At 61.8% G+C, this 26414-nt stretch carries 24 protein-coding genes; 10 read left to right on the top strand and 14 right to left on the bottom strand.

Going from position 1 to position 26414, the window contains the following annotated elements:
* Positions 1-38 precede the first annotated feature (38 nt).
* The 7 genes from SC318_RS11200 to SC318_RS11170 form a co-directional block, all read right to left on the bottom strand.
* Positions 39-1247: an amino acid deaminase gene (locus tag SC318_RS11200; protein WP_320430837.1), complete on the bottom strand. Its 1209-nt coding sequence runs from the start codon at positions 1245-1247 to the stop codon at positions 39-41.
* Between the two features lie 9 nt (positions 1248-1256).
* A complete protein-coding gene (locus SC318_RS11195) occupies positions 1257-2021 on the bottom strand; it encodes an IclR family transcriptional regulator (RefSeq protein ID WP_320430836.1) in 765 nt (254 codons plus the stop codon).
* 164 nt (positions 2022-2185) lie between these two features.
* On the bottom strand, positions 2186-2575 hold the full coding sequence (locus SC318_RS11190) for a RidA family protein (protein ID WP_320430835.1): 390 nt from the start codon (positions 2573-2575) through the stop codon (positions 2186-2188).
* Positions 2576-2590: 15 nt separating this feature from the next.
* Positions 2591-3373, bottom strand: a complete 783-nt coding sequence (locus tag SC318_RS11185; RefSeq protein WP_320430834.1) for an amino acid ABC transporter ATP-binding protein — start codon at positions 3371-3373, stop codon at positions 2591-2593.
* Positions 3370-4032 carry an amino acid ABC transporter permease gene (locus SC318_RS11180; RefSeq protein ID WP_320430833.1) on the bottom strand — a complete coding sequence of 221 codons (663 nt, stop codon included), beginning with the start codon at positions 4030-4032 and terminating at the stop codon, positions 3370-3372. Before SC318_RS11180 ends, SC318_RS11185 begins: the two co-directional genes overlap by 4 nt.
* 12 nt (positions 4033-4044) lie before the next feature.
* Entirely contained in the window at positions 4045-4707 is a 663-nt protein-coding gene (locus SC318_RS11175; protein WP_306492722.1) for an amino acid ABC transporter permease, read from the bottom strand.
* Positions 4708-4759: 52 nt separating this feature from the next.
* Positions 4760-5608: a transporter substrate-binding protein gene (locus tag SC318_RS11170; RefSeq protein WP_320430832.1), complete on the bottom strand. Its 849-nt coding sequence runs from the start codon at positions 5606-5608 to the stop codon at positions 4760-4762.
* A gap of 385 nt (positions 5609-5993) precedes the next feature.
* Between SC318_RS11170 and SC318_RS11165 the strand changes: the two genes are divergently transcribed.
* On the top strand, positions 5994-6242 hold the full coding sequence (locus SC318_RS11165) for a hypothetical protein (RefSeq protein WP_320430831.1): 249 nt from the start codon (positions 5994-5996) through the stop codon (positions 6240-6242).
* Between the two features lie 67 nt (positions 6243-6309).
* Positions 6310-6642: a thioredoxin family protein gene (locus SC318_RS11160; protein WP_320430830.1), complete on the top strand. Its 333-nt coding sequence runs from the start codon at positions 6310-6312 to the stop codon at positions 6640-6642.
* Here the strand turns inward: SC318_RS11160 and SC318_RS11155 are convergent.
* On the bottom strand, positions 6633-8195 hold the full coding sequence (locus tag SC318_RS11155) for a TerC family protein (RefSeq protein WP_320430829.1): 1563 nt from the start codon (positions 8193-8195) through the stop codon (positions 6633-6635). The two genes, SC318_RS11160 and SC318_RS11155, sit on opposite strands and share 10 nt — an antisense overlap.
* Positions 8196-8598: 403 nt before the next feature.
* A complete protein-coding gene (sohB, locus tag SC318_RS11150; RefSeq protein ID WP_320430828.1) occupies positions 8599-9624 on the bottom strand; it encodes a protease SohB in 1026 nt (341 codons plus the stop codon).
* 192 nt (positions 9625-9816) lie between these two features.
* Between sohB and SC318_RS11145 the strand changes: the two genes are divergently transcribed.
* Together SC318_RS11145 and SC318_RS11140 are read left to right on the top strand one after the other, a co-directional pair.
* Positions 9817-10527: a histidine phosphatase family protein gene (locus SC318_RS11145; RefSeq protein WP_320430827.1), complete on the top strand. Its 711-nt coding sequence runs from the start codon at positions 9817-9819 to the stop codon at positions 10525-10527.
* A 56-nt stretch (positions 10528-10583) separates the two neighbouring features.
* On the top strand, positions 10584-10898 hold the full coding sequence (locus tag SC318_RS11140) for an SCP2 sterol-binding domain-containing protein (protein ID WP_320430826.1): 315 nt from the start codon (positions 10584-10586) through the stop codon (positions 10896-10898).
* A gap of 124 nt (positions 10899-11022) precedes the next feature.
* Here SC318_RS11140 and SC318_RS11135 read toward each other — a convergent pair whose 3' ends face one another.
* Entirely contained in the window at positions 11023-13659 is a 2637-nt protein-coding gene (locus tag SC318_RS11135) for an MGH1-like glycoside hydrolase domain-containing protein (RefSeq protein WP_320430825.1), read from the bottom strand.
* Between the two features lie 69 nt (positions 13660-13728).
* The gene (locus SC318_RS11130) at positions 13729-15138 is read right to left on the bottom strand and encodes an OprD family outer membrane porin (protein ID WP_320430824.1); all 1410 of its coding nucleotides are present in this window, start codon (positions 15136-15138) and stop codon (positions 13729-13731) included.
* 289 nt (positions 15139-15427) lie between these two features.
* Here SC318_RS11130 and SC318_RS11125 point away from each other — a divergent pair, with 289 nt between their 5' ends.
* Positions 15428-16804 (top strand): 2-oxoadipate dioxygenase/decarboxylase HglS, encoded by a 1377-nt coding sequence (locus SC318_RS11125; RefSeq protein ID WP_320430823.1) that lies wholly within the window; start codon positions 15428-15430, stop codon positions 16802-16804.
* Between the two features lie 260 nt (positions 16805-17064).
* Here the strand turns inward: SC318_RS11125 and SC318_RS11120 are convergent, their stop codons facing one another.
* Positions 17065-17289: a DUF465 domain-containing protein gene (locus tag SC318_RS11120; protein WP_320430822.1), complete on the bottom strand. Its 225-nt coding sequence runs from the start codon at positions 17287-17289 to the stop codon at positions 17065-17067.
* Between the two features lie 174 nt (positions 17290-17463).
* Here SC318_RS11120 and tkt point away from each other — a divergent pair, with 174 nt between their 5' ends.
* Positions 17464-19521, top strand: a complete 2058-nt coding sequence (gene tkt / locus SC318_RS11115; RefSeq protein WP_320430821.1) for a transketolase — start codon at positions 17464-17466, stop codon at positions 19519-19521.
* A gap of 54 nt (positions 19522-19575) precedes the next feature.
* Here the strand turns inward: tkt and SC318_RS11110 are convergent, their stop codons facing one another.
* Both SC318_RS11110 and SC318_RS11105 read right to left on the bottom strand, forming a co-directional pair.
* Complete coding sequence (locus tag SC318_RS11110; protein ID WP_306492705.1) at positions 19576-20370, bottom strand: class II aldolase/adducin family protein; 795 nt, start codon at positions 20368-20370, stop codon at positions 19576-19578.
* A 313-nt stretch (positions 20371-20683) separates the two neighbouring features.
* Complete coding sequence (locus SC318_RS11105; RefSeq protein WP_124386278.1) at positions 20684-21589, bottom strand: LysR family transcriptional regulator; 906 nt, start codon at positions 21587-21589, stop codon at positions 20684-20686.
* A gap of 212 nt (positions 21590-21801) precedes the next feature.
* On the opposite strand from SC318_RS11105, the gene SC318_RS11100 reads away from it, so the two are divergent.
* The 4 genes from SC318_RS11100 to SC318_RS11085 all read left to right on the top strand — a co-directional run bounded on the left by SC318_RS11100 (position 21802) and on the right by SC318_RS11085 (position 26403).
* A complete protein-coding gene (locus SC318_RS11100; protein ID WP_320430820.1) occupies positions 21802-22413 on the top strand; it encodes a cysteine dioxygenase family protein in 612 nt (203 codons plus the stop codon).
* Positions 22410-23993 carry a rhodanese homology domain-containing protein gene (locus SC318_RS11095; protein ID WP_320430819.1) on the top strand — a complete coding sequence of 528 codons (1584 nt, stop codon included), beginning with the start codon at positions 22410-22412 and terminating at the stop codon, positions 23991-23993. Before SC318_RS11100 ends, SC318_RS11095 begins: the two co-directional genes overlap by 4 nt.
* Positions 23994-24077: 84 nt before the next feature.
* Entirely contained in the window at positions 24078-25052 is a 975-nt protein-coding gene (locus SC318_RS11090; RefSeq protein WP_320430818.1) for an ABC transporter substrate-binding protein, read from the top strand.
* Between the two features lie 10 nt (positions 25053-25062).
* Positions 25063-26403, top strand: a complete 1341-nt coding sequence (locus tag SC318_RS11085) for an LLM class flavin-dependent oxidoreductase (protein WP_320430817.1) — start codon at positions 25063-25065, stop codon at positions 26401-26403.
* Positions 26404-26414: the final 11 nt, after the last annotated feature.

The raw sequence follows: 26414 nt of genomic DNA, 5'->3' as shown, positions 1-26414 counted from the left end.
TGTGGGGAGGGGGCTGCCCCCGATGGGCGCGACTCGGTCTAGAAGCAGGTACGCAGGGACTCGATCACCTGCAGTTGTTCATCCACCAGGCACCCCACCTGCCACTTGTCGAAGGTCAGGCACGGGTGGGAGGTGCCGAACGAGATGATGTCACCGATGCGCAGCTCAACCCCCGGCGCCACGCTCATGAACGCATGCTGGTCCATTACCGCAGTGACCTTGCACGCGCTGACATCATCGCCTTCGGCCGGCACCACGCCGGCCCTGTAGCGCTTGAGTGGCACCGGCAAGCCGGCGTCGTAGGCCACGTCGCGCTTGCCCAGGGCGATCACCGCAAAGCCCGGTTCCGGCATCGATTGCACATGAGCCCAGACTTCCAGGGCCGGACGCAAGCCCTCGGTGAGGTCGCTGCGACGGTCGAGCACGCAACATTGCGCTTCCTTGTAGATGCCATGGTCGTGGGCCACGTAGCTGCCGGGGCGCAACACGCTGAGGAAGCGGCCGGCGGCATTCTGCGCCTCGAACGACTCGGCGATCAGGTCATACCAGGCCGAACCCGAAGCGGTCACGATCGGCTTGGCCAGGTCGAAATAAGCCTGGTCTTGCAGGTCCACCGCCAGGCGCACCAGGCTGGCCGCGAACGCACGAATACCGCTGATCGCCTGGTCACCGTGGATCACGCCTTCGTAGCCTTCGATACCGGTAAGGGCCAGGGCCGGCTGGGCCTTGATCGCTTCTGCCAGCTCGCGTACCTCTTGCTCACTGCGACAGCCACAACGACCGCCGACCACGCCGTATTCAATCATCACGTTCAGGCGCAGGCCACGGGCAGCGAAGAACAGGCCCAGGTCGGCGACGTTGTCCGGGTGGTCGACCATGCAGTGAAAATCGAAATCCGGGTCGGCCAGCAGGTCGGCGATCAGCGCCATGTTTGGCGCGCCCACCAGTTGGTTGGCCATCAGCACGCGGCGCACGCCACCGGCGTAGGCGGCGCGGGTCTGCACCGCAGTGGCCAGGGTGATACCCCAGGCGCCCTGGGCGAGCTGACGCTGGAACAACGCCGGCATCATGCTGGTCTTGCCGTGGGGCGCCAACTGCGCGCCGCTGTCGCTGACAAATTTTTGCATCCAGCGGATGTTGTGTTCCAGGGCTGCGTGGTGCAGCACCAGGGCCGGCAGGCTGACGTCACGGACCAGATGAGCGCCAACCGCAGCGGCGCCTTTTTCAACGGCATTGAAGGCAGACATGGAAAATTCCTATTCGTTGATACGCCGGGCCAGGTGGTTGGCGCTGTCGATCAGCACCCGGCGATAGTCGTTATAGTTTTTGCTCGCATCGGCCCGCGGGGCGACGATGCACAGCGTCGCAATGCTGACGCCCTGCGCGTCGCGCACCGGCGCGGCAAAGCAATGGGTAAAGGTGTCGGCCACGCTGTCGAAGGAAAAGAACCCATCGAGGGTGGCCTGGCGGATCTGCGCCAGAAAGGTCTCCAGTGGCAGGCGCTGGCCATCGGGCAGGATGAAGTCGTCGGGGTCGATCAGGTCGATGATTTGCCGGTCGCTCAAGTGCCCGAGCAACAGGCGCCCGGAGGCGGTCCAGGGGATTGGCGCGTTTTCGCCGATGTCCGAGGAGATACGGAAATGCCGCTCGCCTTCGCGCATCAGCGCCACCGTGTATTTGCGCCCATTGAGCAGGCACATCTGTGCGGTTTCGTGGGTCTGGCTGACGATTTCCTGCAAGGCGTGGTCGGCCTCGCGGGTCAGGTCGAAGTGACGCAGGTGCGCCTGGCCGAGGAAATACAGCTGGCGTCCCAGGTAGACGTGACCGTCCTTGCCCACGGTTTCCAGGATACGGCGCTCGAGCAGCGAGGCAACCAGCTCGTAGACCGTGGACTTGGGGCTGCCGATGCCACTGGCGATATCATTCGGGCGCAGTGGCTGGCCGATTTCCTTGAGAAAATCGAGGATATCGAACGCACGGTCCAGGCCTTTGGCGCGGCGTTTGATGGTGTCTTCGGTCATGGCAGTATTGGGTCCTGACAAAGTATGTGCGGCACAGTGATCCCTGTGGGAGGGGCCTTGCCCCGATGACGGTGTGCCAGTGGACACATCTGTTACTGAGACACCGCTATCGGGGGCAAGCCCCCTTCCACACTGGTCCAGTGTGGCTTCAAGAGTGAGGCCATTTAGCCCTTTTTCTTGTAGGCCACGCAATCGATCTCAACCTTGCAATCGACCATCATGCTGGCCTGCACACACGCACGCGCCGGGGCGTGTTCCGGGGTGAAGTATTCGCCAAACACTTTGTTGAAACTCCAGAAGTCCCGCGGGTCTTCCAACCACACGCCGACGCGCACCACATCTTTCAATTCGTAGCCGGCCTCTTCAAGAATCGCCACCACGTTACGCAGGGTCTGGCGGGTTTGCTCGATGATGCCGCCGTTGATGATCTCACCGTCCACCGCCGGCACCTGGCCCGACACATACAGCCAGCCATCGGCCTCTACGGCGCGCGCGAAGGGCCGTGGCTGGCCGCCGCCGGCGGTGCTGCCGGTACCGTAACGAGTAATGCTCATAGAAATAGCTCCTGATTAAAAACGAATGTTCTTGAGAAATTCCGCCAGACGCGGCGACTGCGGCCGCTCGAAAATGTCTTTGGCCGATCCCTGCTCTTCGATGCGGCCCTGGTTCATGAAGACGATCTGGTCCGAGACTTCATAGGCAAAGCGCATTTCATGGGTGACCAGCAACATGGTCATGCCCTCCTCCGCCAGCCCCTTGATCACGCTGAGCACTTCACCCACCAGCTCGGGGTCGAGGGCCGAGGTGACTTCGTCAAAGAGCATCAGGCTGGGGTTCATCGCAATCGCCCGCGCAATCGCCACGCGCTGCTGCTGGCCGCCGGACAACTGACCGGGAAAATGATTGCGACGTTCCAGAAGTCCCACACGGTCAAGCCATTTTTCCGCGAGCGACACAGCCTCGTCCTTAGGCATTTTCTTAACTTTCAACAAGCCCAGGGTCACGTTCTGCAGCGCCGTCAAATGCGGGAACAGGTTGAACTGCTGGAACGCCATACCGGTCATGGCCCGGTGCTGGGCGATCACCCGCTCGGGGTGGCGCACACGCTTGCCAGCCACGTCGCTGTAGCCGATGGACTCGCCATCGAGGGTAATCTGCCCGCCCTGGAATTCTTCCAGCAGGTTGACGCAACGCAACAGGGTGGTCTTGCCCGAGCCGCTGGAGCCGATCAAGGTCACCACGTTGCCGCGCTGCATGCTCAGGTCCACGCCCTTGAGCACTTCCACGTCGCCGTATTGCTTGCGCAGGCCACGAATGTTCAGCAGCGGTTGGAGTGTTTGAGGTTGGTTCATGGCAAGGCCACCCGCTTTTCAATGTAGCGCCCGAATAACTCGATGGCGTAGTTGATGACAAAGAACATAAAGCCTGCGAACAGGTAGAACTCCAGGGTCATGAAGGTGCGTGCAATGACCTGCTGGGTGCTCAGCAGCAACTCGGCCACGACGATCACCGAGAGCAAGGTCGAGGCCTTGACGATTTCCGTGGAGGAATTGACCCAGGTTGGCAGGATCTGCCGCAGCGCCTGGGGCAACAGCACGTAGCCCAGGGACTGGTAGAACGTCAGGCCAATCGCCTTGCCCGCCTCCAGTTGCCCACGGGGGATGGCCAGCAGCGCACCGCGCACGATTTCCGCGACGTGGGAGCCACAGAACAGCGTGAGCCCGACCGCGCCGGCCTGGAACGCGCTGATCTGCCAACCCAGCGCCGGCAGCATGTAGAAACAGGCCAGCACCAGCACAAATACCGGGGTGCCACGAATCAGGTCGACATACAGACGAAACGGCGCACGCATCCAGAACTTGCCGTACGTCAGCACCAACCCGGCGAAGATACCGATCAGGGTGCCGAAGATAATGGCCAGCGCCGAGCAATAGATACTGGTCTGAAAACCCGCCCACAGCGTCTCCCGGGCGACCCACAATTCATGCAGCCAGCTAGGCGATTGGTACATGGGGAACCCTCCTTAACGACGGATCGCCAGACGCTGTTCCAGGTAACGGAGCAGCATGGCAATGAGGTAACAGGCGGCCACGTAGAGCGCGGTCGTCACCAGCCAGGTTTCAATCACCCGGTAGCTTTCGACGTTGATCTTGCGTGCGTAATAGGTCAGCTCCGGTACCGCAATCGCAGCGGCCAGGGAGGTGTCCTTGAACAGCGAGATAAAGTTGTTCGACAGTGCCGGCAGCACGTTGCGCAGCATCACCGGCACCGTGATGTAAGCGCGGATACGCCACTCACCCAGGCCAATCGCCAACCCGGCTTCGCGCAAGCCCTTGGGAATATTCAACAGCCCGGCGCGGAACACTTCGGTCAGATAGGCCCCGGCGTACAGCGACAAGGTGATGATGAACGAGGGGATTTTATCCAGGCGGATGCCCAGCGACGGCAAGGCAAAGTAGATCAACAGGATCAGCACCAGGATCGGCGTATTGCGGATCACCGTCACATACACCGAAGCGAGCACCCGCAACGCCCGGTGCCTGGACAGCATGGCAAACGCCATCAGCAGGCCAATCACGCAGCCGATGGCGATCGACAGCAAGGCCAACTGCAGGCCCAGGCCGAGCCCGGCGAGCAAGGTGTCGAAATCACGCCACACGGCGGCAAAGTTCAACTGATAATTCATGGTCGGCAGTACCTGAATGGGGCGCCGTCAAGCGCGCCCCGGTTGGTGCGGGTCACTTGAATTCCACAGGAAAACCAATCGCCGGTTCTGGCAGGTCAACGCCGAACCATTGCTTGAACGACGCCTTGTAGGTGGGGAATTCGACGCCGGTCATGGCTTCATGCAGGGCGGTATTGACGAAGTTCAGCCAGTCCTGGTCGCCACGCTTGACCGCGCACGCGTAGGTCTGCGGGCTCCAGGCGTAGGTCGGGCTGCGGTAGCGGCCGGGGTTCTGCACCATCAGGTATTTGACCGAAGACTGGTCGGTGGCGGCGGCATCGGCGCGACCGGAGTTCACGGCCTGGTACATCAGGTCGACGCTGTCGTACTGGTCAACCTTGGCCTTGGGCAGCGCCTGGTGCACCAGCTCTTCGGCATACACGTTCTGCAGCACGGCGACGGTGACGCCATCGCCCGCCGCCTGCAGGTCTTCGATTTCCTTGTACTTGCTGGTGTTCGGCAGCAGCAGGCCCACGCCTTCGCGGTAGTACGGCAGGGTGAAGGCCACTTGCTGCGCACGGCTGGCGGTGACGGTGATGAACTGACAACTCATATCGACCTTGTCGGTCAGCAGGTTGGGAATACGCGCGTCGGAAGACTGCACCACGAATTCGACCTTGCTCGGATCGTTGAACAAACCCTTGGCCACGATGCGGCCGATGTCGATATCAAACCCCTGCAACTTGCCATCCGCTCCCTGGAAGTGCCACGGCGCATTGGTACTGCCTGTACCCACGACGAGGTGCCCACGCTTGAGCACATCATCGAGTTTGCTGTCCGCTGCCTGCGCGAGGCTGGCAACGGTAGCCGATGCGGCGAAGAGAAAAACACACGCTTTGAACACGGAAGGTCGGTGATGCATGACAAGCACTCCAGGGGTTGTGTATTCCGCTATACCGGAACTTAGTATGTAACAACGGAATAGACAGCAGAAAGTGTGCCATAGGTGTCGAAAGAAAAATATGATGTAGGAAAATGCTTTGGGTATCAGCGAGATAGCCACCCGCACAGCCTAGGCGTTGCGCCATCACTGATTGGTAGATTGCTACGCAAGGCCTCAGACGGTGTTACTGCGCACCAATACCGGGCGAATGGAAGATTCAATGCGATGGGCTAGCCTGTAGAAGCGGGCTTGCTCGCGAAGAACGCCCAGCCAACCCGTTAGAACAGGCTGCCCGCGTTATCGTTGACGTTTTTCGCGAGCAAGGGCTAGCCGCCCGCCTCGCTCCTACAAGGACCCTGCACTGATGAAGCTCAGCCTTAGCCTGTTGATCATCGGCACGCTGATTGCCGGTAATGCCGTTGCCAGCAACGACCGCCGCGACTGCAAGGAAGAACTGCAAAAACTCAAGGAAGCCTTCGATACCAACTACACCAGCCAGAATCACCATGACTATCGTGAAGCCAAGGCGTCCCGTGACAATGAGGAATACCGGAAGTGCGCAGGCCAGGCGCGCAAGGCACGCGAGCGTATGGAGCGTGAAGACGACCTGTGAAAGTTGACAGTAGACCGGGGGAGCGCTGCGCCTTAGCTTAGGCCAAGGCCTTACAGGGAGACGCCCGATGGACTATGTCAATGCGGTGATTGCAGACAAAGCGGAATTTGAACGCGAACTCAATACAAAGCAGCCCGTATTCGTTGTATTCATTTCCCAGGGATGCACGGCGTGTGATGACGCGATGCCGCGCTTTATGCGCACCAGCGAACCTTACCGGGACCAGGTCAAAATACTGATCCTGAACAGTGCCAATACCCCCAGGCATCCGCGTGTCGATCGTGTCCCGATGCTGCTGGTCTACCGCGACCAGACATTGCTTGAGGCCATCCCCGGACTCGGCGAACAAGCGCTGGAAAAAGCCTTCAAGCAATACACCCGGCCAGGCAATTACAGCTGAGACACCGGCGCCAGACGAACCTGCGTGACCCGCCGATCTTCCACCTCAGCCACCGTCAAGCGCCAGCCTTGATGTTCAAGGCTATCGCCCACCACCGGCAAGCGGTCGAGCAGGCTCATCACCAAACCTGCCAGGGTTTGATAATCCTCGGTTGCTGCAGCCTTGAAGCCTGTGCGCTGACGCACCAGGTTGAGGTTCAGGGCACCGTTGGCACGGTAGCCCTCGGCGTCCTCGACGATGTCCGGCCCCTCGATTTCGCTGGCGTCTGGCAATTCACCGGCAATGGATTCGAGGATGTCAGTCATGCTCAACACCCCCATGAAGTCGCCGAATTCGTTGATCACGAACGCAATGTGCGTGGACTCCTGGCGCATCTGCTCCAGGGCGTTGAGGATCGAAAAGCTCTCCAGCAGGTTGATGGCGCGGCGAGCCAGGTGTTCCAGATTCGGCTCGTTGCCGGCCAGGTATTCCTTGAGCAATTCCTTTTTGTGTACAAAGCCCAGGGGCTCATCGACCGCGCCATTGCGGATCAACGGCAGCCGCGAGTAAGACGAATGCATCAACTTCAGGCGGATACTCTCGGCGTCGTCCGCCAGGTCGATGCAGTCGACCTTGGCCCGTGGCGTCATCAAGGTGCGAATCGGTCGTTCAGCCAATTGCAGCACACCACTGATCATCACGCGCTCGCGTCGGTCGAACAACGGCCCCTGCGCAGCATCCGACTCACCCAGCAGATCAGCCACTTCTTCACCCACCTCCTCCACCGCCAGGCTGCGACCGCCGAGCAGGCGCATCACCGCATGGGCCGTACGCTCACGCACCGGCAATACGCCTTGCGCCGACTTCTTGCGCCGCGAGCGGGCGATCTGGTTGAACACTTCGATCAGAATCGAGAAGCCGATCGCGGCGTACAGGTAGCCTTTGGGAATATGAAAGCCCAGGCCCTCGGCCGTCAGCGCAAAGCCGATCATCATCAAAAAGCCCAGGCACAGCATGATCACCGTCGGGTGCGCGTTGACGAAGCGGGTCAGCGGCTTGCTCGCCACGATCATCAGGCCGATGGACACGATCACCGCGATCATCATCACCGCCAGCTCGTCGACCATGCCCACTGCGGTAATCACCGCATCGAGGGAGAACACCGCGTCGAGCACCACGATCTGCGCCACAATGGGCCAGAACATCGCATACGCCACGCCGCCCTTGTGCTGGGCGACATGACCTTCAAGGCGCTCGTGCAATTCCATGGTGGCCTTGAACAGCAGGAACACACCGCCGAACAGCATGATCAGGTCACGGCCGGAGAAGCTCTTGTCGAACACCTCGAACAGCGGCTGGGTCAATGTCACCAACCAGGAAATACTCGCCAGCAGGCCCAGGCGCATCAGCAAGGCCAGGGACAAACCGATCAACCGCGCACGGTCGCGCTGCTCCGGCGGCAACTTGTCCGCGAGGATCGCGATAAACACCAGGTTGTCGATACCCAGTACCAGTTCCAGCACAATCAAGGTCGCAAGGCCGAGCCAGGCCGTTGGATCCGCTAACCATTCCATTTATAGAGTCTCTGTGTTCAAGAATGCCGGGCACGACGAAGCGCGGTCATTGGACCGGGACAAGGTTAGTCGATGCAACAGGGAGGGGTTGGGCGAAGACAGTGACAACGGGTGTCCTGGGGAAAGACGACCGGGAGGCTCCGAGAGGGTGTTCATGCAAGTCCTGAGGTAACAAAAGGACTTGAATCCTACAGCGAGAATACGAATTTCCTACAACGCAAAACTATTACAAAACCTGTCCTCAAAACCCTACACCAACCCCCACCTTGAAGATCATCCCCACGCTCCCGCGTGGGAATGCGGCCCGTGACGCTCTGCGTCACCGAGAGCTGGCGGGACGCGGAGCGTCCCAGGCGGCGTTACCACGCGGAGCGTGGGAACGATCAGCCCCCTCCCACATGGACTACCAGAAACGCTGCTGGGTCAAACGGCTCCACCAGGTCAGCAACACCCGATCCACCGAACCACTGGCCGCCAGGCCTACGCGTTCCTGCAGGCTCTTACGCTCGGCGTAGTGCAGGTGGAACACTTCGGCGCTCTTGGCTTTGGTCGCCAGGTATTCATCGCTGGTCTGCAGCTCGTCGACCAATTGCTTGTCGAGGGCGGCAACCCCCAGCCACACTTCTCCGGTCGCAACCTCATCAATCGCCAACTGCGGGCGATAACGCGAGACGAAGTTTTTGAACAGCTGGTGAGTGATGTCCAGGTCTTCCTGAAACTTCTCACGGCCCTTCTCGGTGTTTTCGCCAAAGACCGTCAGCGTGCGTTTGTACTCGCCGGCGGTCAGTACTTCGAAGTCGATATCGTGCTTTTTCAGCAGGCGGTTGACGTTGGGCAACTGCGCAACCACGCCGATGGAACCGAGGATGGCGAACGGGGCGCTGATGATCTTCTCGCCGATGCACGCCATCATGTAGCCGCCGCTGGCGGCAACCTTGTCGATGCACACGGTCAACGGCACGCCCGCCTGGCGAATACGCGCCAGCTGCGAGGAGGCCAGGCCGTAGCTGTGCACCATGCCGCCGCCGCTTTCCAGGCGCAGTACCACTTCGTCCTTGGGCGTGGCCAGGCTCAGCAGTGCGGTGATTTCATGGCGCAGGCTTTCAGTGGCCGAAGCCTTGATGTCACCGTCGAAATCCAGCACGAACACCCGTGGCTTGGCCTCGGGCTTCTTCTTGCCCTGCTTTTTTTCAGCCTTGCCTTCGGCTTTGCGCAGGGCCTTGAGCTGGTCCTTGTCGAGCAGGCTCGACTCCAGGCGCTCGCGCAAGCCCTTGTAGAAGTCGTTCAGCTTGCTGACCTGCAACTGGCCGGCGGATTTGCGACGCCCTTTGCTGCGCAGGGCCGCGAAGCTGATCAGCACCACCAGAATAGCGACCACCAGGGTGACGGTCTTCGCCAGAAAGCTCGCATATTCGGCCAAAAAATCCATATGTCTCCTTAAGAATGCACTGCGCCAGGCGCGGATGGCCCAGCATACCGGCGCTACTGCCTGTGGACCAGTGCCCAAACCGCCAGCGGCGCACCTCTAACGGGCTTTTAAAACAAGCGTATGTTTTTTCATTGACAGCTCGCAGGCATCCTCATAACCTCGCCAGACTTTCAACGTACCGGGAAAACGGACGTGGGCAGCATCTATCTGATTCGACATGGCCAGGCCTCCTTCGGTGCAGACGACTATGACGTCCTGTCGCCCGTCGGTGTGGAACAAGCCCAGGTACTCGGTCGCCACTTGGCAGACCTGGGGCTTACGTTCGATCGTTGCCTGTCGGGTGATCTACGCCGCCAGCAGCACACCGCCACCGCCGCGTTCGATCAATACCGCGCCCTCGGCCTGCCGGTTCCGCCCCTGGAAATCGACAGCGCCTTCAACGAATTCGACGGCGAGGCAATCATTCGCGGCCTGCTCCCCGATCTGCTCGGCGCTGAACCCGACGCCGTGCACATCCTGCGCAATGGCGCGCAGAACCGCAGCGAATTCCAGCGAATCTTCGCCCTGATCATCGAGCGCTGGCTGGCCGGCACCTACGACCCACCGGGGCTGGAAAGCTGGCTGGGGTTTGTCGAGCGTGTCAACGGCGGTTTGCAGCGCATCCTTGAGGCAGCCGACAACGGGCACAAGATCGCCGTATTTACCTCCGGCGGTACCATCACCGCCCTGCTCCACCTGATTACCCGAATGCCGGTGGCCCAGGCGTTCGAACTGAACTGGCAAATTGTTAACACCTCGCTCAACCAGCTGAAATTCCGTGGTCGCGAGGTGGCGCTGGCTTCCTTCAACACTCATACCCACTTGCAGCTGTTGAAGGCGCCGCAGTTCATCACTTTCCGATGAAGTGCGGCCAACCGTGACCCCCAGGTCACTGGACTCTACCCTAAAGGATCGAAACCATGACTGACGTAGCTAAAGCCGTAGAAGCAATGAAAGCCAAATTCAACCCAAGCGCTGCTGAAGGCCTGGACCTGGTATTCGGTTTCCGTATCGACGACACCAAGAACTTTTCGCTGGTGGTCAAAGACAAGACCTGCGAACTGCAGGAAGGCGAAAACCCGGACGCCCAAGTGACCCTGGTCATGGACAGCGAAACCCTGGAAGGCATCGTCGACGGTTCCACCGACGGCATGCAGGCGTTCATGGGCGGCAAACTGCGCACCGAAGGCGACATGATGCTGGCGATGAAGCTGAGCGACCTGTTTCCTTCCTGATTCAAGGGCAATCCTGAGTCAGATAAAGATCCAGTGTGGGAGGGGGCTTGCCCCCGATAGCGGTGTATCAGTGACAGGTGAGCTGGCTGAGACACCGCCATCGGGAGCAAGCCCCCTCCCACATTTAGTTTTTAGGTTGCAGCAACAACGCCACCAACGCACTCCACCCCGTCTGGTGCGACGCCCCCAACCCCCTCCCGGTTTCTCCATGGAAATACTCATGGAACAACACCAAGTCACGGCTGAGCGGGTCCGCTTCCAGCTGCGCATACCCCGCCATTGACGGCCGCAGGCCATTTTCATCCCTAAGAAACAGCCGCGTCAGGCGCTCGCTGAGGCTGTCGGCCACTTCCTCCAGGGATGACAGGTAACCACTGCCCTTGGGGTACTCCACCGAGAAGTTATCTGCGTAATAGCGATGAAATTCGCGCAGCGACTCGATCAGCATGTAGTTGACCGGCATCCACAACGGCCCGCGCCAGTTGGAGTTGCCGCCGTACAAACGCGAATCGGATTCGCCGGGCTGGTAACTGGCGCACAAAGTGTTGCCGTTCATCTTCAGTGCCAGGGGCCGCTCGGCGAACGCCTTGGACAAGGAGCGCACGCCAAACGCCGACAGAAACTCATCCTCGTCCAGCATGCGCCGCAGCAAGTCCTTGGTACGCTCGCCCCGCAGCAACGCCAGCAACAGCCGATTGCCCTGCCCCGGTTCATTCCAGCGCGAAACCAGCCTGGCCAGGTCCGGCCGATGATGCATAAAGCCCAACAGCCGCTCGCGCAAGCCTTCCAGGCCTTCATGCTCGCGCTGCTCCAGCACCAGCACCGCAAACAGCGGCATCAGCCCGACGATGGAACGCAGGCGCACCGGCTCGCTCTGGCCATCGGGGCGATGCAGCACGTCGTAGAAGAACAGATCCTGCTCATCCCACAGCCCTTCGGCGCTGTCGTCGACGCGGTTGATGGCGCCGGCGATGTACAGGAAGTGCTCGAAGAACTTCACCGCGATATCCACGTAGACGCCGTTGCGCCTGGCCAGCTCCAGGGCAATGCGCATCAGGTCCAGCGCATAGGCGGCCACCCACGCCGTACCGTCGGCCTGGTCCAGTTGATAGCCCGGCGGCAGCGGCGCCGAGCGGTCGAACAGAGCGATATTGTCCAGCCCCAGAAAACCGCCCTGGAACAGGTTGCGGCCCTCGGCGTCCTTACGGTTGACCCACCAGGAAAAATTCAGCAGCAGCTTGTGGAAAATCCGCTCCAGGAAATCCATGTCGCCCACCCCCGTCAGCGCCTTGTCCTGCTGGTAAACGCGCCAGCTGGCCCAGGCGTGCACGGGCGGGTTGGCATCGTCGAAGCGCCATTCATAGGCCGGCAGTTGGCCGTTGGGGTGCATGAAACGGTCCTTCACCAGCAACAACAGCTGTTGCTTGGCGTAGCCCGGATCGATCAGCGCCAGGGCCACCGCCTGGAAACCCTGATCCCACGAGGCGTACCAGGGGTATTCCCAAGTGTCGGGCATGGACAGGATGTCGAAATTGGACAGGTGCCGCCAATGGCTATTGCGGATATGCAGGCGCTCGGGCGGCGGCGCGGGCTGGGCCGGGTCGCCGTCCAGCCACTGGTTGACATCGAAATAATACAACTGCTTGGACCACAACAACCCGGCCAGGGCTTGGCGTTGTACGTTGCGTGCATCGGCGTCGGCCATCCCCGCCTGCAAGGCCGCATAGAACTCGTCGGCCTCCTGGCGGCGCTGCTCAAACAGCTTGCGCGCGTTGACCTCGGGCGCGTCCACGGGGGCGAAACGCAGGTACAGGATTTTGCGTTCATCACCCGCCAGCTCCAGGCAGAACCGGGCAGCAACCTTGGTACCCGCGTCCCGGCGAATAGCGCCTTGAATGCCGTCCACTACATAATCGTTGATACCGTCCTTGAACGGCCCCGGCGCCGATGGCCCACCCAGCCTGGGGAAGTTGGTCTGGTTTTCACAAAACAACCATTCCACGCCGTCCTGGCCCCAGGCGCTGAGGTGGCGATCGCCCAACTCATGATGACGGGCGCGCACGCGGTCACCGTCCAGGGTCAAATCAGGCTTGGGTGCGTCGAACGTCCAGCTCCAGTCATTGCGCGCCCACAGCTGGGGCAACACCTGCAGGCGCGTGGGCTGCTCCGAGCGGTTGTGCACGGTGATGCGCATGAAGATATCGTCGGGTTGGTGCTTGGCGTACTCGACGCTGACGTCGCAGTAGCGGTTGTCGTCGAACACACCGGTATCGAGGATTTCATATTCGCTGTCAGCCAGCCCGCGACGAGCGTTTTCAGCGATCAGGTCGGCGTAGGGAAACGCCGCGTGGGGATACTTGTAGAGCATGCGCATGTAGGCATGGCTCGGCACGCCATCGACGAAAAAGTACAGTTCCTTGACGTCCTCGCCATGGTTGCCCTCGGCGTTGTCGAGGCCGAAAAGACGTTCCTTGAGGATCGCATCGCGTTCGTTCCACAGCGCCAGGCCCACGCACCAGCGTTGCGCCTTGTCGCTGAAACCGGCCAGGCCATCTTCGCCCCAGCGGTAGGCGCGGCTGCGTGCATGTTCATGTGGGAAATAGGCCCAGGCATCACCGTCGGCGCTGTAGTCCTCGCGCACGGTGCCCCATTGGCGTTCACTCAGGTACGGCCCCCACTCGCGCCAGCACTCTGCATCCTGCGCCGTCAGGCGCTGACCTTCGAGGGTGTCGAGCATTGGGTGTGTGGGTGTGGCCGTCATTGAGTCCTCCATCGTCTGCCGGGTGAGCAGCAGTGTAGAACCCAATGACGCCCGGGTGCACATGAAGACTTAGAACAGCGCGTAGGTGTAGTTGAAGATCAGGCGGGTTTGGTCCTGGTCGGCGATGCCGGTGTTTTTACCGTGGTAGGTGCCGGTGCGAAAGGTGGTACCCAAGCCTTTCAGAGGGCCGGCCTGCACCACGTAGTCCAGGCGAAAATCGGTTTCGTTTTCTTTCTGGTCAGGGCCACCGGCCACCTTGGCCTTGATATCGCTGCCGTTCAAGTAGGCCACGGAGGCTTTCAGGCCCGGCACGTAAGCCTTGAAGTCATATGCATACTGGCCGAAGTTGACCTGCTCGCCCGCACGGGAAAACTGGCCCACCACCGCATCGGTAAACAGGTAGAAGTCGCTGCCCCCGGCGCCCTGGGCGTGGGGGTCGGCCAGGCTGCCCTGGTTGACCCACACAAAGCCGCCGTCGTCACCCACGCCGATATGGCCGAGCATCAGGCTGCTGCCGCCCAGTTGGTAGGTGAAGGCAGCGCTGTAGGTTTTGTTGTCCACTTCATTGGCGTGCCTGGCGTAGCCACCGTTGTTATTGAACTGGTAACCGCTCTCACCATTCTTGCCATCGCTGCTGCTGTCGAAATAGCGCAGGTCGGTCTTGAACGACTGGTCGTTGCCCAGCGGCAGCACATGCACCAGGCCGAAGTAGTTCTGTTTGTAGAAGTCCTGCAATTGCGCGTAGTAGTACTGCAGCGTCAGGTTTTTCGCGACGGCGTTGTCTGAAGAGCCGAAGGGTTTGTAATCCACCCCGCCGAACTTGAAGCTGTCGCTGTCCCGCGTGCCGCCGGCCACGCTCAAACCTGTCGAGTTGCTGGAGGCGCGACCTTCGGCGCGGTTCAGTTCACCGCCCGTGAAGGTAACGTTGGGAATGTCGCTGGACGTGAGGATGCCGCCATCGAAGGTCTGCGGCGCCACGCGGCTGTCGTTCGAGACCAGGATCGGCAGGACCGGAGCCAGGCCGCCGCCAACGTGCAACTCGGTCTGGGAAATACGGAATTTAACGTTGCCCGCGGCGCGGCCGAAGGAGTCGGCGGGCTCGGTGCCGTTGTTTTTGGTCGGGAAGAAGCTGTTGCCATTGCCGGACAAGCCGGGGCCCGCGGTGTGACCGTCGCCGCCATCCAGGCGCAAGGCACCGAAGGCCATCACGTCAAACCCGACGCCAAGGGTGCCCTGGGTATAGCCGGATTTGTAATCCAGGCGCAGCGCTGTCGCGGCTTCGCGCAGATCGTTATTGCTGCCCGAACGGTTGTCTGCGCTGTAATACATGCTGCGCGAGCTGACGGACGCATGGCTGTCTTCAACAAAGCCGCTGTGCCCGTTACCCGTGCCCAAGGCGCCGAGCCCGAAGTCATCAGCGCACGCTTGTTGTGCAAGCACGGCGGCGGTGATGGATAACGCCAGTGTAGAAATTTTCATTAACGACGGCCCCTTAACATTTTTTTATGAGTGTTGTGTGCAAAACGGCGTTTTCATCCCTACAAACGTGACGATTGTTTCACGCCGCCCCCGACGAACTCCGTGAAGAATTAGTTAGGAAAACCGCTGAAAAATGAAATTTCGCCGAGGCTGAGCGTTGTCATATTTTCGTCACCTCATTCTTTTGCAGAATGAAGTCCAGAGGAAACTTCGTTTGCACCCACCGCTGTCGCCCAACAAAATCCGCAGAAAGCCACACCCCCTCGCCCACGCCTTCAGGAATTTTTCTATGCCAGGTACCGCACATGTCAGCCCCGACGAGATCCGTAAGGGCTTTTCCCGGGCGATGTCCGATATGTATAGGGATGAAGTGCCGTTGTACGGCGCGCTGATGGCGCTGGTGGCCCAGACCAATGCACGGGTGCTGGAGAGCAACCAAACCCTGGCCGAGCACCTGCAACGCACCGGCGAAATCCAGCGCCTGGACATGGAACGCCACGGTGCGATCCGCCTGGGCACCGCCGCGGAGCTGGCGACCATCTGCCGCCTGTTCGCGGTGATGGGCATGCAACCGGTGGGCTATTACGACCTGACACCGGCCGGCGTGCCGGTGCATTCCACCGCCTTTCGCGCCGTCCACGAACAGTCGCTGCAAACCAGCCCGTTTCGCGTGTTTACCTCATTGCTGCGCCTGGAGCTGATCGAAAGCCCCGCGCTGCGCAGCTTCGCCGAAACCGCTCTGGCCAAGCGCTCGATCTTCACCCCCGGCGCCCTGGCGCTGATCGAACAGGCCGAGCGAGACGGCGGCCTCGATGCCGACGACGCCGAGGCATTTATCCGGCAGGCGCTGGAGACCTTTCGCTGGCACCACACCGCCACCGTCACGGCGGCGCAGTATCGGCAACTCAGCGATCAGCATCGTCTGATCGCCGACGTGGTGGCGTTCAGGGGCCCGCACATCAACCACCTCACCCCGCGCACCCTGGACATCGACCAGGTGCAGGCCGCCATGCCCGGCAATGGCATCACCCCCAAGGCCGTGATCGAAGGCCCGCCTCGGCGCAATTGCCCGATCCTGCTGCGCCAGACCAGCTTCAAGGCCCTTGACGAACCCATCGCATTCACCGATGCGCAAGGCAGCCACAGCGCACGCTTCGGCGAAATCGAGCAGCGCGGCGTCGCGCTCACGCCCAAGGGACGCGCCCTGTACGACCAATTGCTGAATGCCGCCCGCGATGAACTCGGCGCCTTCCCCAACGAATCCAACGCCGCGCGTTATGAGCAATTGATGGCGCAGCACTTCCAGGCATTCCCGGACACCCACGCGCAGATGCGGGAGCAAGGCTTGGCGTACTTCCGTTACTTCCCCAGCGAAAAAGGCCTGGCGGCCCGCGGCAAGGCCGACCAACCGCGCACACTGCAAGAGCTGATCAGCGCAGGGCACGTGCAAGTGGAACCACTGGTGTACGAGGACTTCCTGCCGGTGAGCGCGGCGGGGATCTTTCAGTCGAACCTGGGGGATGCCGCGCAGAGTCACTACGCAGCCAATTCGAACCGTGCCGAATTCGAGCAGGCGCTGGGCCGCGAGACAATCGATGAGTTGCAGCTGTATGGCGAGACGCAGCAGCGTTCGATGGATGAGTGCATGAGGACGCTGCTGGTATAAAAACGGATGTCCGCCCGGCTCAACAACGCAATCCTTGCGCCGCAAAAAGCCCCAGAGCCGGGTGGACGGGGCGCATCATAAGGAGTGGGGCTGAGCTTGTCCCTCAAACAATTCTGAACAAATGTGCACATACGACTGAAACAAACGGAGTGTGGCGAGCAAGCTTGCTCCCGCTCGGCTGCGTAGCAGTCGCACTGTCCAGGGGGGCGCTTCGCACCCCAGCGGGAGCAAGCTCCCTCGCCACAGGGTTGGGGTTCTGCTTATTTCAACTTCGCGACAATCTCGTCTTTGATCAACAGCCGTTTCTTCTTCAGCTTTTCCACTTCGTCATCGCTGGCACTGGCCGATTCCGCTTTCAGCACCTCTCCATCGGCGGCGTCGTACTGAGTGAGCAACGAGTCCAGACGCTTGTCACTCGCCCTGCGTTCGTGAACAACTTCCTTGCTCATCCCCAAGTCCTGATACAGGTCGTGTTTCACTGGCATGGCGTACCTCCACTAGTTGATCAATGGGCTTACCCCTTGAAGCTAGCCCATTCGTGAGGGTCTTGTCATGTCCGGGGTCAATACGCCCCGTTCGTCGCAACCCGGTCGATGGGATCAAACCTTTGCGGCGCCCTGCCCTCCACTGTAGATCGCCACTTCAGGGAGACCGGTTTCATGAATTACACCGCCACAGCCGCCGACACCCAATGCATCAACACTATCCGCACCCTGGCCATGGATGCCGTGCAGAAGGCCAATTCGGGCCACCCCGGCACGCCCATGGGCTTGGCGCCGGTGGGCTATACGCTGTGGAGTCGCTTTCTGCGCTACCACCCGGAGCATCCCGATTGGCCCAACCGCGACCGCTTCGTGTTGTCGGTGGGGCATGCGTCGATGCTGCTGTATTCGCTGTTGCACCTGGCCGGTGTGGTGGAGATCGACGCCCACGGCAAGCGTTCCGGGCAGCCGGCGGTCAGCCTGGACGACATCAAGCAGTTCCGCCAGATGAGTTCCAAAACCCCGGGGCACCCCGAGTACCGCATGACCACCGGCGTGGAAACCACCACCGGCCCTCTGGGCCAGGGCTGCGCCAACAGCGTGGGCATGGCCATGGCCAGCCGGTGGCTGGGCGAGCGTTTCAATCGTGACGGCCAGGTGCTGTTCGACTATGACGTCTACACCCTGTGCGGTGACGGCGACATGATGGAAGGCATCAGCGGTGAAGCGGCGTCGATGGCCGGGCATTTGCGCCTGGATAACCTGTGCTGGATCTACGATAACAACACCATCAGCATCGAGGGCCACACCGAGCTGGCCTTCAGCGAAGATGTGATCAAGCGCTTCCAGGCCTACGGCTGGCACACCGTGCATGTCACCGATGCCAATGACCTGCAGGCACTGTGCGTAGCACTCGACACCTTCAAGGCCAATACCGGCGCCCCCACCCTGATTGTGGTCGACAGCGTGATCGGCTACGGCTCGCCGCACAAACACAATACCGCCGCCGCTCACGGCGAGCCGTTGGGCGACGAGGAGATCCGCCTGACCAAAGCCGCATACGGCTGGCCGCAGGACTCAAGCTTCCTGGTGCCCGACGAGGCGCGCACGGCATTGCGCGACGCCCTGCACGAGCGTGCCGAGCCGCTGTTTGCGCAGTGGAACCAGACCTTGTCGTCCCTCGACCCGCAACGCGCCGATGAACTGCAACGCATGCGCGCCGGGGAAATGCCCGAACACTGGCAGGCTGACCTGCCCGATTTTGCGGCCGATGCCAAAGGTGTCGCCAGCCGTGCATCGGGCGGCCAGGTGCTGAATGCCTTCGCCCAACAGATCCCCTGGCTGCTGGGCGGCTCGGCGGATTTGTCGCCCTCGACCAAGACCAACCTCACCTTCGACGGCGCCGGCCGTTTCAGTGCCGACGACTACAGCGGGCGCAACCTGCACTTCGGCATTCGTGAGCACGCCATGGGCGCGATTGCCAACGGCATGGCGCTGTCCTACCTGCGGCCCTACACCTCGACGTTCCTGGTGTTCAGCGACTACATGAAACCGCCGATTCGTCTGGCGGCAATCATGGAGTTGCCGGTGATCTTCGTGTTTACCCATGACTCCATCGGTGTGGGCGAAGACGGCCCCACCCATCAACCCATCGAGCACCTGACCCAGCTGCGCGCCACCCCGGGCCTCTTGACCCTGCGCCCGGGCGATGCAAATGAAACGGCGCAGTTGTGGAAGGTGGCGCTGGCGCAAACCCATCGGCCAAGCTGTGTGGTGCTGTCGCGCCAGCCACTGCCGACGCTGGACCGTAGCCGGTATGCACCCGCCTCCGGTGCGGCCAAAGGCGCGTACGTGCTGGCCAGCGCGGATAAACCTGAGGTCATCCTGATCGCCACGGGCAGCGAAGTCAGCCTGGCGGTGGAGGCCTATGAACAACTCACCAGCGAAGGGGTTGCCGCGCAAGTGGTGTCGATGCCCAGCTGGGAGCTGTTTGAAGACCAGGACCAGGCCTACCGCGACAGCGTGTTGCCGCCAGCGGTGAAAGCTCGGGTGGTGGTGGAACAGGCTGGCCCGCTGGGCTGGGACCGCTACGTCGGGCAGAGCGGCGCCAAAGTGGTGATGAACAGCTTTGGCGCGTCGGCGCCGCTGGCGAAGCTGCAGGAAAAGTTCGGGTTCACCGTGGACAACGTGGTGACCTTGGCCAAGCAGCAAATCCAGCACAACTTGGCTCAATAACCGCCCTTGATGCGCAGGGGGCTTGCTCCCTGCTGCATCTGGCCCCGCGACGACTCAGTTCTTGTAGTCGGTATCGGTACGCTCCAGCTGCCGAATCAACGCATTCCAATGCCGCGCCACCCCAGGCCCGTCGCCGCTGCTGAATACCTTGGCCTGCTCCTCAACCCTGGCCACCACTTCAGCCGGTGGAAACACCAACTCCGCATTCCCCGCCGCCTGCGCCGCAATCTGGATATTGCACGCCCGCTCCAAACCCTGCAGCTGCTGAAATGCGTGCTCCACGCTGATGCCCGCGGTCAGCAGCCCGTGGTTGCGCAAGATCATCACGCTCTTGTCGCCCAGGTCCGCCACCAGCCGTTCGCGTTCGTCCAGGTCCAGGGCCACGCCCTCGTAGCCGTGGTACGCCACGCGACCGGAGAACGCGATGGAATGTTGGGAAATGGGCAGTAACCCATCCTTCTGCGCCGACACCGCAATACCGTCGCGAGTGTGGGTGTGCAGCACCGCTTGCAGGTCGTGGCGTGCGCCGTGGATGGCGCTGTGAATCACGTAGCCGGCGTAGTTGATGCCAAGGCCAGTGGGGTCGTCGACAAGGGTGCCATCGAGGTCGACCTTGACCAGGTTGGAGGCGCTGATTTCATCGAACAACAGGCCGAACGCGTTGATCAGGAAGTGTTCCTCCGGGCCCGGCACGCGAGCCGAGAAATGCGTGTAGATATGGTCGGTCCACTTGTACAACGCCGCCAGCCGGTAGGCGGCGGCCAGTTTGACGCGTACCTCCCACTCCTCTGGCGTGACGCGTTGGCGGACGGTACTGGAAACGCTCGGTAGCGAGGTGACGCTGCTCATGGCAAAACTTCCTGGATGGCCTAAAGGACTTGCAGGCCAGCCTAGGGGATGCTCATAAATAATAAAAATCACATTTTAATCTAAGCTAATTATTATTAATTTTTATAAAGCCCTGGGAGGGGGGGGCAAGCCCTAATGCCAGTCAGTAAGGCTTTTTTGTAGGAGCGAGCTTGCTCGCGAAGAACTCAGTGCCCCCCTCGTTTATCCAGAGTGAACGCGTTGCCTGGGCGTTTTTCGCGAGCAAGCTCGCTCCTACAGTGAACCACTTTCGCTTAACTGGCTGGCATTGGAGCAAGCCCCCTCCCACAAGGATTCAGGCAGCGTTGCGGATCTTGTGCAGGGAGTTCGCCACCCACCGGCCAAACGCATCCACCGGCCCTTGCAGGTTGCCAAGAAAATGCGGATAGATCAGCCACAGATCCATCACCGGCTTGAAGTCCTTCAGCGGCATTACCGCCAGTTGCTCTCGATGGGCACTGCGCTCGAGCAGTGGGCGCGGCACCAGGCCAAGGCCCAGCCCATCGGCCACCAGCCCCAATTGCAACTCGGTGCCGAAGGTTTCCAGGTTGACCCGCAAAGCCAGGCCCTGGTCGGACAAAGTGCGCTGCAAACCGGCCCGGAAGCCGCACCCGTCCGGGTTGAGGATCCAGCCGCCCTGGTAAACGTCGGCCAGCTTGCACGGCTTTTTCGGCAGTTGCGCCTTGGCGCACACCACCACCAGCTCCATCTTGCCGATGGACTCACCGACGATGTTGTCCGGAAAAATCTTGCCCGCCGGGAACAACGCCACCGCCGCATCCAGCTCGCCGCGCTCGATCTTGCCCACCAGTTGGCTGCCCCAGCCGGTGGCGACCTGGGCGCGCAGGTCGGCGTAGTCGGTGCGCAGCTGCTTGAGCGCATCCAGCAGCACCACATCGCCGATGGTCTGCGGCACGCCCAGGCGCAGCACGCCCGTGGGCGGTGCATCGGTGGCGACCAGTTCGCGCAGCGCGTCCATCTCGCGCAGGATCAGCCGGCATTGCTCATACACCCGGGTGCCGATCAGGGTCGGCTTGAGGGGTTTGGTGTTGCGGTCGAACAGCTCCACCCCCAGCGCCTGCTCGAAGTTCTGCACGCGGCGGGTGATGGCCGGCTGGGTCAGTTGCAACGACTCGGCGGCATGGCTGATGGACTGGCAACGAATCACTTCGACAAAGGCATCGATATCGTCAATTTTCATTTGGGCCGCACATAGAGATCAGTCATTAAGATGTGCGCGAAGCATAGTTCGCGCAATCCGGTCTGGATAGCCCGCGCTCTGATCGATAACGTCTAACGCTATACAGAGCGGTTCTAAATTACCTTGAGCTATAAGCTAATCATTAAAAAATAGCATATTAAACATGAACATTATGCTTTTATAAGGCCATCAAAACCGCCAAGGGAATGTTCATGAGCCAGGCCACACACCCCGAGAGACTGCGCGCCTTCATCGGCGCCTTGGCTGAGCTGATCGACGGCAACCCGCGCGAGGGCGACCTGCTGCACCGTGGCGGCAAGCTGCTGGCGCAACTGGTCAGCCATGATGACTGGCTCCCCGACGACTTCGCCCAACCTGACCCCGAGCGTTACCAGCAATTTCTGCTGCATGCCGATTCGCGCCAGCGCTTCAGCATCGTCAGCTTTGTGTGGGGGCCGGGGCAACGCACGCCGATTCATGACCACCGGGTGTGGGGCCTGATCGGCATGTTGCGCGGTGCAGAATTTTCCCAGGGGTTTGCCCGCACGCCCGATGGCGCGCTGGTTGCCGAGGGCAAGCCGGTGCAACTGCTGCCGGGCCAGGTCGAAGCCGTGTCGCCGAAGATCGGTGATATCCATCAGGTGAGCAATGCCCACGCCGATCAGGTGTCCATCAGCATTCATGTGTACGGCGCCAACATCGGTGCGGTGCGCCGAGCGGTGTATCAGCCCGACGGCAGCGAGAAACTGTTTATCTCCGGTTATTCCAACGCCTACCTCCCCAATATCTGGGACCTGTCCAAAGAAAAGAGCCCTGCCCTATGAGCACCGTATCGACCCGCAGCTTCGCCCAGATTCGTCAGGCCCTGTTGGACCACGAAGAGGTCGCCCTGGTAGACGTGCGCGAGGAAGCGCCGTTTGCCGAAGCCCACCCGCTGTTTGCCGCGAACATTGCCCTGTCCAAGCTGGAACTGGAGGTGTATTCACGCATTCCGCGCCGCGACACCCAGGTCACGCTGTACGACAACGGTGAAGGGCTGGCCGAGCGCGCCGCCGAGCGCCTGCTTGCGCTGGGCTATACCCAAGTCAGCCTACTGGAAGGCGGGCTTGAGGGCTGGCGCCAGGCCGGTGGCGAGCTGTTTATCGACGTCAACGTGCCGAGCAAGGCCTTTGGCGAACTGGTGGAAAGCCAGCGCCACACGCCGTCCCTGGCCGCCGAAGAGGTCCAGGCGCTGCTCGACAACAAGGCCGACGTGGTGGTGCTCGACGCCCGGCGTTTCGATGAGTACCAGACCATGAGCATCCCCACCGGCATCAGCGTGCCGGGCGCCGAACTGGTGCTGCGCGCCCGTGAACTGGCCCCGGACCCGGCCACGCGCATTATCGTCAACTGCGCCGGGCGCACCCGCAGCATTATCGGCACCCAGTCGCTGATCAATGCCGGCGTGGCCAACCCGGTGTCGGCACTGCGCAACGGCACCATCGGCTGGACCCTGGCCGGGCAAACGCTCGCCCATGGCCAGACGCGCCGCTTTGCGCCGACCAGCGAGGAACATCGCCTAACCGCCGCCCAGGCCGCACGCGGCGTGGCCGACAAGGCCCGCGTCGGCCGTGCCAGCCTGGCCGATCTGCAACGCTGGCAGCGGGACGCGGCCCGCACCACCTACCTGTTCGACGTGCGCACCCCGGAAGAATTCGAGGCCGGCCACCTGCCTGGCGCCCGCTCCACACCGGGCGGGCAGCTGGTGCAGGAAACCGACCACGTCGCCAGCGTGCGCGGTGCGCGCCTGGTGCTGGTGGACGATGACGGCGTGCGCGCAAACATGTCGGCGTCCTGGCTTGCCCAACTGGGTTGGGAAGTCTATGTGCTCGACGAGTTGCAAGCCGCGCACTTCAGTGAACAGGGTGCCTGGGTCGCGCCGGTGCCCCCGCCGCCCCAGGCCGAACTGATCAGCCCGCACACCCTGGCCGACTGGCTCGAGCATGGCGACACGGTGGTGCTGGACTTCACCGCCAGCGCCAATTACGTGAAACGCCATATCCCCGGTGCCTGGTGGGTGTTGCGCGCGCAACTGCCCGAGGCGCTGGCCAAGGTGCCCCGCGCGCAGCGCTACGTATTGACCTGCGGCAGCAGCCAACTGGCGCGCCTGGCGGTGGCCGAAGTCGAAGCCCTGACCGGCAGCCAAGTGTTCCTGCTGCAAGGTGGCACCGCCGCTTGGATCGCCGCGCAACTGCCGCTGGAAGAAGGCGAAACGCACCTGGCCTCACCGCGCATCGACCGCTACCGCCGCCCCTATGAAGGCACCGATAACCCACGGGAAGCCATGCAGGCCTACTTGGACTGGGAATACGGCCTGGTCGCGCAACTGGCGCGCGACGCCACCCACGGTTTCTACGTGATCTGATCCACCGCTGCACCGTTCCCGGAAATCCGACCCCTTCTCCAGGCGGAGGTACCTTCCTTTACCCAACGCCTGGAGTCTGTCCCCATGCTGTTTACTATCCCATTCAAGCGCCTTTTGCTGGGCGGCGCCCTCGCCCTCGGCCTGCTCGGCAACGCCCACGCCGCTGACCTGCAACCGCTGCGGGTGGCCAACCAGAAGTCGACGATCAAAGCGCTGCTGGAAGCCTCCGGCGAAACCCAAAACGTGCCATACGAGATCAAATGGTCGGAATTCCCCTCGGCCTCGCCCCTGGGCGAAGCCCTGAATGCCGGCGCGGTGGATGTCGGCGCGCTGGGCGATGCGCCCTATGTGTTCGCGCTCGGCGCCGGTGCGTCGCTCAAAGTGATCAGCATCATCCACGCCGAAGGGCGTAACACCACCGCGCTGCTGGTGCCTCAGAATTCGCCGATCAAGACCGCAGCCGACCTCAAGGGCAAGAAAATCGTCACCGGGCGTGGCTCCATCGGGCATTACCTGGCGATCAAAGCCCTGGCCAGCGCAGGCCTGACCTCGCAGGACGTGCATTTCATCTTCCTGCTGCCCGCCGAATCCCGGCTGGTACTGGACAATGGCACCGCCGATGCCTGGGCGACCTGGGACCCGTACACCACCGTGGTCACCTCCCAAAGCAACGCCCGTGTACTGGTCAGCGGCAAAGACCTGCTGAGCAATCACCTGTACTTCGCCGCCACCAGCCAGGCCATCGCCGACAAGCGCGTGCAACTGGACGACTTTGTCGCCCGCGTGGACCGCGCCTACGCCTGGGCCAACGCGCATCCCGAGGCATACGCCGCCGCCCAGGCCAAAATCACCGGCCTGCCGTTGGCCGTGCACATCGAAGTGGCCAAGGACACTCGCCTGTCCCCGGTGCTGATTGACGACACGGTGATCAGCGGCCTGCAGGCCACCGCCGACACTTACCAAAAGGGAGGCCTGTTGAGCCGGCACATCGACGTGTCGCAAGGCTTCGACGCGCGCTTCAACGCCCAGCGTGCCCCCAATTCCCAAGCATCGCGCTAAGGAGCAGAACATGAGCAAGCCACGTCAATTGAAACTCGGTGCCATGGTTCACGGTGTCGGCCACGGCTGGGGCGAATGGCGCCATCCGCAGGCGCAACCCGACGCCAGCACCAACTTCAGCTTCTACAAGCAGCAGACCGAACTGGCCGAAGCCGCGCGGTTCGACTTCGTGTTCATTGCCGACAGCCTGCATATCCACGCCAAGTCCAGCCCGCATTACCTCAACCGTTTCGAACCGCTGACGATCCTTTCGGCGCTGGCCGCGCTGACCACGCACATCGGCCTGGTCGCCACGGTAACCGTCAGCTACACCGAGCCTTACCAAGTGGCGCGCCAGTTCGCCTCGCTGGACCATATCAGCGGTGGTCGCGCCGGCTGGAACGTGGTTACCTCGTGGCTGAGCGGCACCGCCGATAACTTCGGCAAAGCCGAACACCCGCCTCACGCCGTGCGTTACCGCATCGCCAAGGAACACCTGAATGTGGTCAAGGGCCTGTGGGACTCCTGGGAAGACGACGCCTTCGCCTACAACAAGCACAGCGGCGAGTTCTTCACCCCGCACAAGCTGCATGCGCTCAACCACAAGGGCGAGTTCTTCTCGGTCAAGGGCCCGCTGAATATCGCGCGTTCGCGCCAGGGCCAGCCGGTGATCTTCCAGGCCGGCACCTCGGAAGACGGGCGCAACTTTGCCGCGCAACATGCCGACGCCATCTTTGTGCACGTGGAAACAATCGAGGAAGGCATAGCCTATACGGCCGACTTGAAACGCCGTGCCAAGGGCTTTGGGCGTGACCCCGGCAACCTGTCGATCCTGCCGGGTATCCGGCCGATTGTCGGGCGCGACGCCGCCGAGGTGGAAAGCCGTTACCAGCAGGCGGTGGAGCTGGTCACCGTGGAAGATGCGATTGTCGCCCTCGGCCGTCCGTTCAATGACCATGATTTCAGCCAGTACCCGCTTGATGCGCCCTTCCCCGAACTGGGCGACCTGGGCGCCAACAGCCAGAAAGGCGGCTCCGAGCGCATCAAGCAATTGGCCCGGGACGAAGGCCTGACCCTGCGCGAAGTGGCGCTACGGTTCTCGCGGCCCAAGCGCGACTTCGTCGGCACGCCGGAGCAAGTCGCCGATGCCATCCAGCGCTGGTTCGAAGCAGGCGCCAGCGATGGTTTCATCATCAACTCGATGCTGCCCGATGGCTTGCAGTACTTCACCGAGCTGGTGGTGCCGGTGCTGCAGCAGCGTGGTTTGTTCCGTACCGAATACAGCGGGCAGACGTTGCGCGACAACCTCGGCCTGGAGGTGCCGGCCAACCGCTACAGCGTGGCTGAAGTCCCCGAGAAAGCCCTGGCCTGATCACCATCCCT

It is taken from the genome of Pseudomonas sp. MUP55, assembly GCF_034043515.1.
Classification (GTDB): domain Bacteria; phylum Pseudomonadota; class Gammaproteobacteria; order Pseudomonadales; family Pseudomonadaceae; genus Aquipseudomonas.
The sequence above is the reverse complement of the archived record's forward strand: the minus strand, read 5'-3'. Positions and strand labels throughout refer to the sequence as shown.